The sequence below is a fragment of the Agrococcus pavilionensis RW1 genome, from assembly GCF_000400485.1.
GTDB classification, from domain to species: domain Bacteria; phylum Actinomycetota; class Actinomycetes; order Actinomycetales; family Microbacteriaceae; genus Agrococcus; species Agrococcus pavilionensis.
Window position 1 is genome coordinate 1 of the sequence record NZ_ASHR01000042.1, and the last position, 12217, is coordinate 12217.

A 12217-nucleotide genomic window follows, 5' to 3' on the forward strand; every position below is an offset into this window, starting at 1 on the left:
CCCCGCGCTCAAAGAAGCTGAGGCACGTCGCACGCTTGGAGTTCGCGAGCGGCGTGTGCCACACTCGAGGCATCGACTCGGGCTCGTTCGACCGATGGGGAAGTCGCATCGAACGAGGGAGAGACGATGACTGCTGCGAACATGCTCAGGCGACGTCCCGCGACCACCGCGGGGGTCGTCTGGATCCACGCGTCCCAGCGCGCCATGCGCACCCACCTCGAGTGGGCGATCGGCCAGGCCGTCGGCGACGCGCTGCGCTTCGTCTGGCAGCCCCAGCCCGCTGAACCGGGTGCCGAGCGCACCGAGGTGCACTGGACCGGCCCCGCGGGCACGGGCGCCGCGATCGCGAGCGCGCTCGCCGGCTGGCGCGACGTGCGCTTCGAAGTGACCGAGGACCCGACGCCCGGCAGCGACGGCATGCGCTGGATGCACTCGCCGCAGCTCGGCATCGCGGCGCGCCGCATCGACGCCGCAGGGTCGCTGCTCGTGCCGGAGGACCGCATCCGCAGCGCGATCGAGGCCGCCGGTCCCGACTCGCGCGCCCTGCTCGCCGAGCTCGACGAGGCGATGGCCGGACCGTGGGACCGCGACCTCGAGGGCTACCGCCACGCCTCCGATGCATCGCCCGTCGCGTGGCTGCACCGCGTCGGCTGACGCACCCGAGCACGACCGAGGCCCCCGCTGCGGACAGCGGGGGCCTCGGTGCTTCGCGGCTCAGACCGAGCGGATCGCGATGACGGCGTTGTGGCCGCCGAAGCCGAACGAGTTCGACACCGCGAGCTGCGGCTCGTCGCCGAGCGGCATCGGGGCGTTCGAGATGCGCAGCGGCGCGTCCGGGTCCTGCTCCGTGACGTTGATCGTCGGCGGTGCCTGGCGCTCCTGCACCGCGAGGGCGGTGAAGATCGCCTCGAGCGCGCCCGTGCCGCCGAGCAGGTGGCCGTGGGCCGCCTTCGTCGCCGAGACCGGGATCTCGCGCACGCGCTCGCCGAACACGCGCTCGAGCGCGCGCACCTCGGCGACGTCGCCGACGGGCGTCGACGTCGCGTGGGCGTTGATGTGGGTGACCTCGTCGGGCGTCGCCCCGGCGGCCTCGAGCGCCATGTGCACGGCCCGGCTGGCGCCGAGGCCCTCGGGCTCGGGCGCGGTGATGTGGTACGAGTCGGCCGTGACGCCGCCGCCCGCGAGCTCCGCGTAGATCTTCGCGCCGCGCGCGAGCGCGTGCTCCTCGGTCTCGACGACGAGCACCGCGGCGCCCTCGCCCATGACGAACCCGTCGCGCGAGACGTCGTAGGGGCGGGATGCGGTGGCCGGGTCGTCGTTGCGGCGCGAGAGCGCCTGCATGGAGGAGAAGGCGGCGAGCGTGAGCGGGTGGATGGCCGACTCGCTGCCGCCGGCGAGCACGACGTCGGCGAGGCCCGCCTGCAGGTGCTCGTAGGCGTTCACGAGCGCCTCGGTGCTCGAGGCGCACGCGGCGGCGACGGTGCGGGCGTAGGCGCGCGCCTCGAAGTGCATCGAGATCGCCGCCGAGGGCGCGTTCGGCATGAGCATCGGCACCGTCATGGGCAGCACGCGCCGGGGGCCGCGCTCGCGCAGCGTGTCCCACGCGTCGAGCAGCGTCCAGAGGCCGCCGATGCCGGTCGAGAAGTCGACGCCGAGGCGCTCCGGGTCGATCTCGGGAGAGCCCGCGTCGGCGAACGCCTCCTTCGCGGCCACGAGCGCGAGCTGGCTCGACGGGTCGAGCCGCTTCGCGACCGGCCGGTCGAGCACCGAGTCGGGGCGCACCTTCGCCTCGGCGGCAAACGTGACGGGGAGCTGCAGCTCCTGCACCCAATCGTGCTCGAGCGAGCGCGCGCCGGACTCACCGGCGAGCAGCGCCTCCCAGCTCTCGCGAGCGGTGCCGCCGATCGGCGTCGATGCGCCGATGCCGGTGATGACGATCTTCTTCGTCATGCCTCTCCTCACAGATCGCGCGTGCGGCCGGTCGCCCCGGCCGCACGCGCAGTCGAACAGGCCTCAGGCAGCCTGGGCGTTCGTGATGTAGTCGACCGCGTCCTGGACGGTCTTGAGGTTCTTGACCTCGTCGTCCGGGATCTTGACGTCGAACTTCTCCTCGGCGTTCACGACGATGGTCATCATCGAGATCGAGTCGATGTCGAGGTCGTCGGTGAACGACTTCTCGAGCTGGACGTTCTCGGTAGCGATGCCGGTCTCGTCGTTCACGAGGTCGGCGAGCCCTGCGAGGACCTCGTCCTTGGTGTAGGCCACGGGATGTCTCCTTCTTTCGGTCGGACGGGTTGAAGTCTAGGGGAGGACCACGACCTGGGCGCCGTACACGAGACCGGCGCCGAAGCCGATCTGCAGCGCCAGGCCGCCCGAGAGCTCGGGGTTCTCCTCGAGGATGCGGTGCATCGCGAGCGGGATCGACGCGGCAGAGGTGTTGCCGGTCGTCGCGATGTCGCGGGCGATCACGACCGAGTCGGGCAGCTTCAGCTGCTTCGCGAACTCGTCGATGATGCGCATGTTCGCCTGATGGGGGATGAACGCGGCGAGGTCGCCGGGCTCGATGCCGGCGGCGTCGAGCGCTTCGCGCGCCTTCTTCGCCATCTCCCACACGGCCCAGCGGAAGACCTTCTGGCCGTCCTGGCGCAGGGTCGGCCACGCGGCGCCCTCGCGCATCGAGCCGAGCGTGTTCGTCATGCGGATGGTGTCCCACTGGCCGCCGTCGGATCCCCAGACCGAGGGGCTGATGCCGGGCTCGTCGGAGGGGCCGATGACGACGGCGCCCGCGCCGTCGCCGAGCAGGAAGCTGATCGAGCGGTCGGTCGGGTCGACGATCTCGGAGAGCTTCTCGACGCCGACGACGAGCACGTGCTCGGCCATGCCGCTGCGCACGAGCGCGTCGGCCTGGGCGACGCCGTAGGCGTAGCCGGCGCACGCGGCCGAGATGTCGAACGCGGGCGCGGGGGTCGCGCCGATGCGCTCGGTGAGCAGCGCCGCCATCGAGGGCGTCTGCACGGTGTTGCTGATGGTCGAGACGATGACCGCGTCGATCGTCTCGCCGTCGATGCCGGCGCGCTCGAGGGCCTCCTTCGCGGCCGCCTCGGCGAGGTCGACGGCTTCGATGCCCTCGGAGGCGCGCACGCGGCTGATGATGCCGGTGCGCTGCCGGATCCACTCGTCGGAGGAGTCGATCGGGCCCACGAGGTCGTCGTTCGGCACCTCGCGATCGCCGCGCGCGGCGCCGACCGAGAGGATGCGCGCGCCCGCGCGGGTGGGGAGGCTCGCCAGGTTGGGCTTGCCCGTGGTGCTCGTCATGCTGCGGCTCCGCTCTCCAGCAGCCGGACGGCTGCCTCCAGGTCGTCGGGGGAGCTCACGCCCACGGCCGGCACGCCGCGCAGGCCGCGCTTCGCGAGGCCGACGAGGGCTCCCGCGGGGGCGAGCTCGATGATGCCGGTCACGCCCGCCTCCTGGAAGGCGGCCATGCACAGGTCCCAGCGCACGGGGCTCGAGAGCTGCCCGACGACGAGCTCGAGGAACTCGGCGCCGCGCTCCACGGCGCTGCCGTCGCGGTTCGTCCACAGCGTCGTGGTCGGGTCGGCGGTGGGGGTGGATGCGGCCTTCGCGCGGAAGCGCTCGACGGCGGGCTCCATGTAGCTCGTGTGGAAGGCCCCGGCCGTCTGGAGCGGGATGACGCGCGCGCGGGCGGGCGGCGCCTCGCCGAGCGCAGCGAGCGCGTCGAGCGGGCCGGCGACGACGACCTGGCCGCCGCCGTTGTAGTTCGCCGGCTGGAGGCCGAGCTCCGCGAGCCGCGTCTCGAGCTCCGTCTCGTCGGCGCCGATCACGGCGGCCATGCCCGTCGGCGTCTGCGCGGCCGCATCCGCCATCGCGCGCGAGCGCTCGCCGACGAGCGCCATCGCGTCCTCCGCGTCGAGGACGCCCGCGGCGACGGCAGCCGTGATCTCGCCCACCGAGTGGCCCGCGACGCCGCTCGCGAGGCTCGCGCGCTCGCCGAGGGCGTCGAGCGCGAGGATGCCCGCCGCGACGATGAGCGGCTGGGCGACGCGCGTGTCGCGGATGGTGTCGGCGTCGCTCACGGTGCCGTGCTCGACGAGGTCGATGCTCGCGGCCTCGCCGAGCGCGGCGAGCCGCGCCCTGGCGCCCGGCAGCTCGAGCCAGGGGGAGAGGAAGCCGGGCTTCTGCGAGCCCTGCCCGGGAGCGACGATGACGATCACGTCGTTCATCCTCCCACCGTCCCCTTGCCCGGCGAGGCATGGGGGCTCGGCTGCGGCGGCCGCTGGGCGCGCTCGCGCGACGCGTCGTGGATCGCGCCGAGGATGATCGCGGTGTGCAGCGCGAGCGCCTCGCGGGCGCCCGTCGCGTCCCAGCCGATGATCTCGCTGATGCGCTTGAGCCGGTAGCGCACGGTGTTCGGGTGCACGAAGAGCTCGCGCGCGGTCGCCTCGAGCGAGCGGCCGGTGTCGAGGTAGCACGCGAGCGTGGCGAGCAGGTCGGAGGAGTGGTCGCGCAGCGGCTGGTAGACGGTGCGCACGAGCTGCTGGCGGGCGAGCGGGTCGCCGGCGAGCGCCCGCTCGGGCAGCAGGTCGTCGGCGCGCACGGGCCGCGGCGTGCGCCGCCACGCATCGGCGACCGCGAAGCCCGCGAGCGCGGCCTTCGCGCTCTTCGCCGCGTCGGTGATCCCCGGCACCGCGGGCCCGAGCACGAGGTGGCCCTCGCCGAAGCCCTCCGCGAGCTGCGCGGCGATCGCGAGGAACTCGATCGGCTCGGGCTCGCGCTCGTCCTCGCTCGGGGCCTCGCGGCCGATGACGACGACGAGCCGGGTGCCCTGCACCCCGATGAGCACGTCGCATCCGGCGTGCCTCGCCTTCCGGCGCACGACGTCGACGTCGAGCATGCGCGGGGCGACCCCCACGAGCACGGCGCACTCGCCCCGGCCGTGCCAGCCGAGCGCGGCCGAGCGGCTGGGCAGCTCGTCGTCGTGCTCGCCCGTGAGGATCGAGTCGACGACGAGCGCCTCGAGGCGCGCGTCCCACAGCCCGCGCGACTCCGCCGCGCGCGCGTAGACGTCGGCGGCCGCGAACGCGATCTCGCGCGAGTAGCGCAGGATCGGCTCGCGCATCGCTGGGTCGGCGTCGCCGATGCGCTCCTCGAAGACCGACACGACCGTGCGGATGAGCTGCAGCGTCTGCTGCAGGCTCACGCTGCGCAGCAGCTCGCGCGGCGCGGCCGCGAAGACGTCAGCCGCGATCCACGGCTGCGCCTCCGGGTCCTCGTGCCACGCGATGAACGACGTGATGCCCGATTGCGCGACGAGGCCGACGGCGCTCCGCCGGGAGGGCGGCATCGTCCGGTACCACGGCAGCCGGTCGTCGAGCGCGCGCATCACCTGCGTCGCGAGGTCGCCGGAGGTGCGACGCAGCCACGCGAGCTGCTGCGCCTTCAGCTCGGCGTCAGCGGTCAGCGGCGGCCGCCTAGGAGTCGCCGCCGACGGTGCCGGACACGCCCGCGTTCACGTCGTGGATGCTGTACTTCGCGATCGCCTGCTGCACCATGCCGAGCGGCACCTTCCCCTGCTTCGCGAGCGCGTCGAGCGCGCGCACGACCACGGAGTGGCTGTCGATCTTGAAGAATCGGCGGGCGGCGGCGCGGGTGTCGGCGAAGCCGAAGCCGTCGGCGCCGAGCGTCGCGTAGTCGCCCGGGACCCACTCGCGGATCTGGTCGGGCACCGCGCGCATGTAGTCGCTCGTCGCGATGAACGGGCCGTCGGCCTCCGACAGGCGCTGAGTGACGTACGGCACCTTCGCGGGCTCCTGCGGGTGGAGCAGGTTGTGCTCGTCGGCCTCGAGGCCGTCGCGGCGCAGCTCGCTCCACGACGTGACCGACCAGATGTCGGCCGAGATGCCCCAATCGGTGCCGAGCAGCTCCTGCGCGTGGTGGAGCCACGGCAGCGCGACGCCCGAGCCGAGCAGCTGCACCTTGATCGGGTGGTGGTCGCTCGTCGAGACGCGGTGGATGCCGCGGCGGATGCCCTCGACGTCGACGCCCTCGGGCTCGGCCGGCTGCACCATCGGCTCGTTGTAGACCGTGAGGTAGACGATGACGTCCTCGGGAGCCTCGCCGTACATCCGCTCGATGCCCATCTGCGTGATGTGGGCGATCTCGTAGCCGTAGGCGGGGTCGTAGGCGAGCACCGCGGGGTTCGTCGACGCGAGCAGCGGCGAGTGGCCGTCGGCGTGCTGCGTGCCCTCGCCCGCGAGCGTCGTGCGGCCGGCGGTCGCGCCGATGAGGAAGCCGCGGGCCATCTGGTCGGCGGCGGCCCAGATCGAGTCGCCGGTGCGCTGGAACCCGAACATCGAGTAGAAGACGTAGATCGGGATGAGCGGCTCGCCGTGCGTCGAGTACGACGTCGCGGCGGCGGTGAACGCGGCCATCGCGCCGGCCTCGTTGATGCCGACGTGCACGATCTGCCCGTCGGGCGCCTCGCGGTACTTCAGCAGCAGGTCGCGGTCGACAGACGTGTAGTTCTGGCCCTGCGGGTTGTAGATCTTCGCGGTCGGGAAGAACGCGTCGATGCCGAACGTGCGGGCCTCGTCGGGGATGATCGGCACGAAGCGGTCGCCCCAGCCCTTGTCGCGCAGCAGATCCTTCAGCAGGCGCACGAAGGCCATCGTCGTGGCGACCTGCTGCTTGCCCGAGCCCTTCTTGGGCATGTCGTAGGTCTTGTCCTCGGGCAGCGGGATGATCGTGTGCTTCGAGCGGCGCTCGGGCGTGAAGCCGCCGAGCTCGCGCCGGCGCTCGAGCATGTACTGGATCTCGGGGGAGTCCATCCCGGGGTTCCAGTACGGCGGGTGGTACGGGTCGCTCTCGAGCTGCTTGTCGGAGATGTCGATCTGCATCGCGTCGCGGAACGACTTGAGGTCGTCGAGCGTGAGCTTCTTCATCTGGTGGGTCGCGTTGCGGCCCTCGAAGCTCTTGCCGAGGCCGTAGCCCTTGACGGTCTTCGCGATGATCACGGTCGGCTGGCCCTTGTGCTCGGTCGCCGCCTTGTAGGCCGCGTAGACCTTGCGGTAGTCGTGACCGCCGCGCTTGAGCGCCCAGATCTCGTCGTCCGAGAGGTGCTTGACCATCTCGAGCGTGCGCGGGTCGCGGCCGAAGAACTGCTCGCGCACGAACAGGCCCGACTCCGCCTTGTAGGTCTGGTAGTCGCCATCCGGCGTCGCGTTCATGAGGTCGCGGAGGGCACCCTCGTGGTCCTGCTCGAGGAGCGCATCCCACTCGCGTCCCCAGATGACCTTGATGACGTTCCAGCCCGCGCCGCGGAAGAACGACTCGAGCTCCTGGATGATCTTGCCGTTGCCGCGCACCGGGCCGTCGAGGCGCTGGAGGTTGGCATTGATGACGAAGTTGATGTTGTCGAGGCCGTCGTTCGCGGCGAGCTGCAGCGCGCCGCGCGACTCGACCTCGTCCATCTCGCCGTCGCCGAGGAACGCCCACACCTGCGAGTCGAGCTCGCTCTTGATGCCGCGGTTGACGAGGTAGCGGTTGGCCTGCGCCTGGTAGATCGCGTTGATGGGGCCGAGGCCCATCGACACCGTCGGGAACTGCCAGAAGTCGGGCATCATCCGCGGGTGCGGGTAGGAGGGGATGCCGTTGGGCGCCTTCGACTTCTCCTGGCGGAAGGCGTCCATCTGCGACTCGCTCAGCCGGCCCTCGAGGAACGCGCGGGCGTACATGCCGGGGGACGCGTGACCCTGGTAGAAGATCTGGTCGCCGCCGCCGGGGGCGTCCTGGCCGCGGAAGAAGTGATTGAGGCCGACCTCGTAGAGCGACGCCGAGGAGGCGTAGGTCGAGATGTGGCCGCCGACGCCGATGCCGGGCGCCTGTGCGCGGTGCACCATGATGGCCGCGTTCCAGCGGATCCAGCGGCGGTAGGTGCGCTCGAGCGCCTCGTCACCGGGGAACTCCGCCTCGGCGTCGGGCGCGATGGTGTTGAGGTAGTCGGTCGTGGGGACCATCGGCACGCCGAGGTGCAGCTCCTTCGAGCGCTTGAGCAGGCTCAGCATGATCTCGCGCCCGCGCTGGTGGCCGTTCGCCTCGACGAGCTGGGTGAGCGACTCCTGCCACTCGGCGGTCTCGCTCGGGTCCGTGTCGTTCACGTGGGCCGAGTACGGGTCCTGGTCGTTCAGCACCGAAGCTCCTGACGTCGATTGGGCGCGTGCGCTCCTGGGTGACGGGCGCAGCCCCTCCACTCTATCCACCGGGCGGTCCTCGACGGGCGCGCACGGGGGCGCTCCGGCACGATGGTCGAGCGGATGCGCGAGACGACTCGAGGAGGAGCGCATGGCACTGCAGATCGGCGACGAGGCACCCGACTTCACGCTCACGGACCACACAGGGGAAGCGGTGACGCTCTCGGAGCTGCGCGGCCGCCCCGTCGTGCTCGTCTTCTACCCGGCTGCGTTCACGGGGCGGTGCACGGGGGAGCTGTGCTCGATCCGCGACGAGATCGGCGACTTCGAGGGCTCCGAGGCGGAGGTGCTCGCCATCTCGGTCGACACGGCGGCGTCGCTCGGCGTCTTCGCCGAGCAGGAGGGGTTCTCGTTCCGCCTGCTGAGCGACTTCTGGCCGCACGGTGCGGTCGCGCAGGCCTACGACGCGTTCCTGCCCGAGCGAGGCGTCGCGACGCGCGCGACCTACGTCATCGACCGCGAAGGTCGCATCGCCGACCACTTTCGCGTCTCGACCTCCGAGTCGCGCGACCTCGACGCGTACCGGGCGGCGCTCGCGAAGGTCGCCTGACCGCCCTTTCCGCCCGCTGAGCCGCTCCGCCGCCGGAGGTGGCTGAGCGTGTCGAAGCGCGCTCCCGCGGCGCCGGTCGAGTTCTCCACAGCCCCTACGATCCTCGAACAGAGTTTCGAGTCGCTCGGTAGAATCGTGGGAGAGCGACGGCGTCGTGGTCGGCGTCTTGGAGGGTCGTGATGGACGGGCAGCAGCGGCAGGGCAGGTCGCCTGAAGCTGCTCGCCTGCGCGAGCGGCTGGCCGCGGTCCAAGCGGATGTCGAAGCGATCCTGACCGCGTTCGAAGGCATGGGCGATGTCGAGCGGTGGGATGCGTTCGCCGCTGTCGGGGAGCTGGCCCGGCTGGCCGATGGGGCGCTGGTGCGGGTGGCGGGGGTGGTGGAGCGGTCGGTGCCGGCGATGGATGCGCCGAACCAGGCGCGCACGTTCGGCTACCGCTCGACGAAGACTGCGCTGCGGCACGAGGCGGGCGTCTCGGCCTCGCGGGCGAAGGCGATCCTGCAGCTCGCCCGCGCGTCGACCCCGCGGGTGGGTTCGACCGGGCTGCCGCTCGAGCCGCTCTACCCGCACGTGGCGGGGGCGCTGGAGGACGGGTCGATCGCGATCGACCAGTGCCGGGTGATCGTGGAGGTGCTGGAGTCCGCCGGCGGCCGCGCCGACCCCGACGCGCGGCTCGCGGCGGAGGAGGACCTCGTGGGTGCGGCGGTCGGGGAGCACCGGCCGGGCGAGCGCGGCTACGACGACGCGGTCCCGACGCCGCCGGAGCTGCTCGCGGTCACCGCGCGGCAGTGGCTCTCCGCACTCGACCCCGACGGGGCGGAGCCGCGGGAGGATCAGCAGGTCGCCGAGCGGGAGTTCACGCTTGCGCAGTGCCCGGACGGGATGTTCCGCGGCCGGGTGGCGTTCCCGCCGGTGGAGGGGGCGGAGGTGATGGCGGTGCTGGCCGCCTACGACTCGCCCCGCACCGGCGACGGGTTCGAGAACCCCGACGCGCCCGCCGACGACGAGCGCACGGATGCGCAGCGGCACGCGGACGTGCTGGTGGGCCTGTTCCGCGCCCACGCCCGCTCGGGCGAGCCGCCCCGGCCCGGCGGCGACGCGCCGACGCTGCTGGTCGCGATCACCCAGGCGGAGCTCGACAAGCACGCCGAGGGGCGGCCGGCGACGTGCGACATCGTCGAGACCGGCGAGACCGTCCCGGCCGCCCTCGCGGCCCGGATCGTCTGCGACGGGTTCGTGCAGGCCGCGCTCGTCGACGGCGACGGCCACGTCCTCGAGCTCGGCCGCCGCAAGCGCCTGTTCTCCCTCTGGCAGCGGATCGCGATCATGCTCCGCGACCGCCACTGCCAAGGCCCCGACTGCCGCATCCCCGCCTCCTGGGGCGACGTGCACCACGTGCTGCGCTGGGCCGACGGCGGCCCCACCGACACCGACAACGGCATCCTGCTGTGCCCCACGTGCCATCGCGAGGTCCACAGCGGCAGGCTCCGCATCGACAGGATCGGCACCCGCTGGCGCGTCACCCGCGTCCTCCTCCCACCCATCCGACGACCGAGGCGACGCAGGCGCGGCCCCATCACGGGACGGTTCGGAGCCGCCATCGGTCAGCTCGCGGGCACTTCGCAGCGCTTCACGACACGGCTGTGAACCGGGTCGCCCGGATGCGCTGGGCGATCGGGCAGGACGTGGGCGGTGCCGGGCTCGAACCGGCGACCCCTTCGGTGTAAACGAAGTGCGCTACCAGCTGCGCCAACCGCCCGCGACCATCATCGCACCGTCCCGGTCGGCATCCGACTCCGCACCGCTCCCTAGGATGGGGCCATGACGACCGTGGCGGATGTGCAGCGCGCTGTCGAGGCGCTCTGGCCCGCCGCGACCGCCGAGGACTGGGACGCCGTCGGGCTCGTCGCGGGCGATCCCGCCGACGAGGTCGAGCGCATCCTGCTCGCCGTCGACGCGACCGAGGCCACCGCGGCCGAGGCCGTCGAGCGCGGCGCCGACCTGCTGCTCGTGCACCACCCGCTGCTGCTGCGCGGCGTCTCGAGCGTCGCCGCGACGACGCCCGCCGGCCGCGTCATCACGCGGCTCGTGCGCGAGCGCGTCGCGCTGCTCGCCGCCCACACGAACGCCGATGCCGTCGATCGCGGCACGAGCGGCGAGCTCGCCTCGATGCTGGGCCTCGCAGACGCCGAGCCGATCGTCGTCAACCGCGTCGACGACGCCAAGGGGCTCGGCCGCGTGGGCAACCTGCCCGAGCCGGTCTCGCTCTCGGGCCTCGCTCGCACCCTCGCGCAGCTGCTGCCCGCCGTCGCGGGCGGCGTGCGCGTCGCAGGTGATCCCGAGCGCTCGGTGCGCCGCGTCGCGATCTGCGGCGGCGCGGGCGACTCGCTGCTGCGCGAGTCCGCGGTGCTCGGCGCCGACGTCTACATCACGAGCGACCTGCGCCACCACCCGGCCTCCGATGCCCGAGAGCGGCACATCGCTGGCGAGGGCCCCGCGCTCATCGACGTCTCCCACTGGGCGAGCGAGTCGCTGTGGCTGCGGCCCGCCGCCGAGCAGCTGCGCGGGGCGCTCCCGGGCGTCGCCGTCGAGGTGAGCGAGATCAGGACCGACCCATGGGACTTCGCCGTCCCCCAGGAGGAGCACGCATGGCACTGAAGGCCTCGAACCACGAGCAGCGTCGGCTGCTCGAGCTGCAGGACGTCGACACTCGCATCGTGCGGCTGACCGCGAAGGCGAAGGCGCTGCCGCAGGCCAAGCGCATCGCCGAGCTCGACGCGCGGCTCGCCGAGCTCGACCGCGAGGTGCTCGACCGGCTCGGCGCGCACGACGACGCGACCGCTGAGGTCGCCCGCACCGAGAGCGACGTCAAGGTCGTCGAGGCGCGGCTCCAGCGCAACCGCGAGCGGCTGCCCTCGATCACCGACGCGAAGGTCGCGACCGCGACCGAGCACGAGATCGTGACGCTCGAGCGCCGGCGCAGCGACCTCGAGGACCTCGAGCTCGAGGCCATGCAGGCGCAGGAGGACGCCGCGACCGCGCTCGAGCAGGCTCGCGCGGCGGCCGGCGAGGCGCGCGCCGAGCGCGACAGCCTCGACGCCGAGCGCGCGGCTGAAGCCGCCGGCATCGAGCGCGAGCTCGAGGAGGCCCGAGCGGAGCGCGAGCAGCGCACCGCCGTCATCTCGCCCGAGCTCCTCGCGCTCTACGAGCGCCAGCGAGCTCGCTACGGCATCGGCGCGACGCTCCTGCAGCGCCGCACGTCGGTCGCCTCGGGCGTCGAGCTCACCGCAGCCGAGCTCTACACGATCCAGTCGGCCGCCGACGACGACGTGCTGCTCGACCCCAACTCCTCCGCCATCCTCGTGCGCACGGAGGAGAGCGGCATCTAGCGCGGGCCGCGC

11 protein-coding genes and 1 tRNA gene are annotated in these 12217 nt (G+C 72.7%); 5 read left to right on the forward strand and 7 right to left on the reverse strand.

What is annotated here, in order from left to right; translation table 11 throughout:
* Window positions 1-126: 126 nt before the first annotated feature.
* Complete coding sequence (locus L332_RS28215) at window positions 127-654, forward strand: DUF3145 family protein (protein ID WP_021011714.1); 528 nt, start codon at window positions 127-129, stop codon at window positions 652-654.
* A 60-nt stretch (window positions 655-714) separates the two neighbouring features.
* On the opposite strand, the gene L332_RS28220 is transcribed toward L332_RS28215, so the two are convergent.
* The 6 genes from L332_RS28220 to aceE form a co-directional block, all read right to left on the reverse strand.
* Window positions 715-1950 (reverse strand): beta-ketoacyl-[acyl-carrier-protein] synthase family protein, encoded by a 1236-nt coding sequence (locus L332_RS28220; RefSeq protein WP_021011715.1) that lies wholly within the window; start codon window positions 1948-1950, stop codon window positions 715-717.
* A gap of 63 nt (window positions 1951-2013) precedes the next feature.
* Window positions 2014-2265 (reverse strand): acyl carrier protein, encoded by a 252-nt coding sequence (locus tag L332_RS28225; protein ID WP_021011716.1) that lies wholly within the window; start codon window positions 2263-2265, stop codon window positions 2014-2016.
* A 36-nt stretch (window positions 2266-2301) separates the two neighbouring features.
* The gene (locus tag L332_RS28230; RefSeq protein ID WP_021011717.1) at window positions 2302-3315 is read right to left on the reverse strand and encodes a beta-ketoacyl-ACP synthase III; all 1014 of its coding nucleotides are present in this window, start codon (window positions 3313-3315) and stop codon (window positions 2302-2304) included.
* Complete coding sequence (locus L332_RS28235; RefSeq protein WP_021011718.1) at window positions 3312-4232, reverse strand: ACP S-malonyltransferase; 921 nt, start codon at window positions 4230-4232, stop codon at window positions 3312-3314. The genes L332_RS28230 and L332_RS28235 overlap by 4 nt, the downstream gene beginning before the upstream one ends.
* Window positions 4233-4237: 5 nt before the next feature.
* Window positions 4238-5401: a PucR family transcriptional regulator gene (locus tag L332_RS28240; protein WP_081646213.1), complete on the reverse strand. Its 1164-nt coding sequence runs from the start codon at window positions 5399-5401 to the stop codon at window positions 4238-4240.
* Window positions 5402-5489: 88 nt separating this feature from the next.
* Window positions 5490-8207: a pyruvate dehydrogenase (acetyl-transferring), homodimeric type gene (aceE, locus tag L332_RS28245; protein WP_021011720.1), complete on the reverse strand. Its 2718-nt coding sequence runs from the start codon at window positions 8205-8207 to the stop codon at window positions 5490-5492.
* A 151-nt stretch (window positions 8208-8358) separates the two neighbouring features.
* On the opposite strand from aceE, the gene L332_RS28250 reads away from it, so the two are divergent.
* Together L332_RS28250 and L332_RS28255 are read left to right on the forward strand one after the other, a co-directional pair.
* The gene (locus tag L332_RS28250) at window positions 8359-8817 is read left to right on the forward strand and encodes a peroxiredoxin (protein ID WP_021011721.1); all 459 of its coding nucleotides are present in this window, start codon (window positions 8359-8361) and stop codon (window positions 8815-8817) included.
* Between the two features lie 179 nt (window positions 8818-8996).
* Complete coding sequence (locus L332_RS28255; RefSeq protein ID WP_021011722.1) at window positions 8997-10463, forward strand: HNH endonuclease signature motif containing protein; 1467 nt, start codon at window positions 8997-8999, stop codon at window positions 10461-10463.
* A gap of 39 nt (window positions 10464-10502) precedes the next feature.
* Here L332_RS28255 and L332_RS28260 read toward each other — a convergent pair.
* Window positions 10503-10575 (reverse strand) — tRNA-Val (locus tag L332_RS28260).
* 62 nt (window positions 10576-10637) lie between these two features.
* Between L332_RS28260 and L332_RS28265 the strand changes: the two genes are divergently transcribed.
* Together L332_RS28265 and L332_RS28270 are read left to right on the forward strand one after the other, a co-directional pair.
* Window positions 10638-11474 (forward strand): Nif3-like dinuclear metal center hexameric protein, encoded by an 837-nt coding sequence (locus tag L332_RS28265; RefSeq protein ID WP_021011723.1) that lies wholly within the window; start codon window positions 10638-10640, stop codon window positions 11472-11474.
* Window positions 11465-12205: a zinc ribbon domain-containing protein gene (locus L332_RS28270; RefSeq protein ID WP_021011724.1), complete on the forward strand. Its 741-nt coding sequence runs from the start codon at window positions 11465-11467 to the stop codon at window positions 12203-12205. Before L332_RS28265 ends, L332_RS28270 begins: the two co-directional genes overlap by 10 nt.
* Window positions 12206-12217 lie beyond the last annotated feature (12 nt).

What these genes read in the sequence shown, in the direction of transcription:
- L332_RS28215 (WP_021011714.1), top strand. Translation starts at nt 127, where the DNA reads ATGACTGCTGCGAACATGCTCAGGCGACGTCCCGCGACCACCGCGGGG.
- L332_RS28220 (WP_021011715.1), bottom strand. Translation starts at nt 1,950, where the DNA reads ATGACGAAGAAGATCGTCATCACCGGCATCGGCGCATCGACGCCGATC.
- L332_RS28230 (WP_021011717.1), bottom strand. Translation starts at nt 3,315, where the DNA reads ATGACGAGCACCACGGGCAAGCCCAACCTGGCGAGCCTCCCCACCCGC.
- L332_RS28240 (WP_081646213.1), bottom strand. Translation starts at nt 5,401, where the DNA reads ATGCGCGCGCTCGACGACCGGCTGCCGTGGTACCGGACGATGCCGCCC.
- L332_RS28250 (WP_021011721.1), top strand. Translation starts at nt 8,359, where the DNA reads ATGGCACTGCAGATCGGCGACGAGGCACCCGACTTCACGCTCACGGAC.
- L332_RS28255 (WP_021011722.1), top strand. Translation starts at nt 8,997, where the DNA reads ATGGACGGGCAGCAGCGGCAGGGCAGGTCGCCTGAAGCTGCTCGCCTG.
- L332_RS28265 (WP_021011723.1), top strand. Translation starts at nt 10,638, where the DNA reads ATGACGACCGTGGCGGATGTGCAGCGCGCTGTCGAGGCGCTCTGGCCC.
- L332_RS28270 (WP_021011724.1), top strand. Translation starts at nt 11,465, where the DNA reads ATGGCACTGAAGGCCTCGAACCACGAGCAGCGTCGGCTGCTCGAGCTG.